2 protein-coding genes and 1 pseudogene are annotated in these 1,756 nt (G+C 72.7%); 1 reads left to right on the forward strand and 2 read right to left on the reverse strand.

The features are described from left to right. A pseudogene (locus tag ABTZ17_RS36750) lies at positions 1 to 98 on the reverse strand (sigma factor-like helix-turn-helix DNA-binding protein); the annotation flags it as partial. Between the two features lie 68 nt (positions 99 to 166). Then, positions 167 to 649, reverse strand: a complete 483-nt coding sequence (locus ABTZ17_RS36755; RefSeq protein WP_352200171.1) for a hypothetical protein — start codon at positions 647 to 649, stop codon at positions 167 to 169. 359 nt (positions 650 to 1,008) lie between these two features. Between ABTZ17_RS36755 and ABTZ17_RS36760 the strand changes: the two genes are divergently transcribed. After that, entirely contained in the window at positions 1,009 to 1,674 is a 666-nt protein-coding gene (locus ABTZ17_RS36760; protein WP_352200172.1) for a class F sortase, read from the forward strand. Positions 1,675 to 1,756: the final 82 nt, after the last annotated feature.

Here is a 1,756-nt window from a genome sequence, read left to right on the forward strand (position 1 = left end):
TGGGCCAGGGTGCGGGTCAGCAGTCGGGAGACGTGCATCTGGGAGATGCCGACCTCCTCGCCGATCTGCGACTGCGTCATGTTGGCGAAGAACCGAGTCCTGGACAGGACTCGGGGCTCCGGGCGGTTCGGCTGCGGACCCGCGGGGGTCCGCCGGGTGGGGCGGGTCAGGCTCCGGCGCGGACCGTACGGCGGCGGCGCATCAGGTGCGCGCCGGCGCCGAGGGCCGCCACACCGACGAGACCGGCGCCGATGGCCGTCTCGGTGGAGCTCGGGCCGAAGGAACCGCCGATGCCGCCCTGGGCGCCGCGGCCGTCGAGGATCCGGAACTGGTGGGTGGCGATGAGGCTGTTGTCGTGGCACTTGACGGACACCGTGTGGTTGCCCGGCGAGGCGTGGTTGAAGATCCGGACCGTGGCGAAGCCGATGCGGCCGGCCGAGAGGGCGGTCTGCGGGAAGTTGCCGTGGGACCAGACGGTGCCGCCGTGACCGCAGCCCGAGGCGCTGACCTGCATCGTGGAGCCCTGGTGGACCGAGAACGGGTTGACCGTCACATTACTGGGACCGTTGGTCGCGACGGCGAGCGGTGCTGCCAGACCGACGGCGGCACAGGCCGCGGCGGTCACCGTGAGGGCGCGAAGAGCACGCATGGTGTGGAACCTCCAGCGGGAAGCGCCCCGGAGCGATGGCCCCGGGAGGATCGACGAGAACGCCTCCCGTGACGAACCCTCACCTGCGGTCGTCGGGGCCGCATCTCGGGGATTGGTCCGCCCGAATGAGGCGACGGACCCGCCGCTCCGCGTGTCGCTGACGGATCCGCAGGTCACGACCCGTCAGCTTCTTATATGACATTTACTCGGATGGGCGCACCCCCCTTCGGGCCCGACACCCGTTCGCCCTCCCCTCCTCGCCGGTTGCCCCGAGGCGACCTAGCGTGCGTAGGGCGGGGAGGGACGGAAGTCGGCGGGGGAAGAGAACGCGGTCCGGACCGCGTCGGGAAGGGAGCACCATGACCGAGGACGAGACGGAGCAGACGCCGAGGAGGCGGTCCCCCTGGGGGGTGCTGGCCCTGGTCATGCTCACCGGCCTCGCCATGGTCCGGAACGGCGCGGACACCGGGTCGGGGCCGCCCCAACCCGCCGCCGCCGCGGCGGTCGGGGTGCACTCCGACACCCTCGCCACCGCCGCGCCCACGCCGCCGCCGGACCTGCAGACGATGGAACACTCCACCGTGGAGCGGGTCCGCATCCCCTCCATCAACGTGGACGCGCCGGTGATGGCGGTGGGCCTGGACGCCGAGGGCTGGGTGGACGCCCCGCCCCCGCAGGACCCGAACCTCGCGGGCTGGTACCTCAACGGCATCGCCCCCGGGCAGCGCGGCTCCGCGGTGATCGTCGGCCACGTCGACAACGCCCAGGGGCCCGCGGTGTTCTACGGGCTCGGTTCGGTCCGCAAGGGCAGCCACATCGAGGTGGCCCGCTACGACGGCAAGACCGCCGTCTTCGAGGTCTACGGGGTGGAGGTCTTCTCGAAGGACAACTTCCCCGGGGCCCGGGTGTACGGGGACACCGGGCACGCCGAACTCCGCGTGATCACCTGCGGCGGCGGCTACTCCAAGGCCAAGGGCTACGACGGCAACGTGGTCGTCTTCGCCCGCATGGTCGAGGCTCGCTGACCGGCTGACGCGCGGGCCCCGCGCCGGGGCCCGCGCTCCGCCCGCCGCACGCGACCCCCCCCCCCCCCCCAAATAGGGAGGG

This window comes from Streptomyces sp. NPDC097619 (assembly GCF_040302735.1).
Taxonomy (GTDB): Bacteria; Actinomycetota; Actinomycetes; order Streptomycetales; family Streptomycetaceae; genus Streptomyces.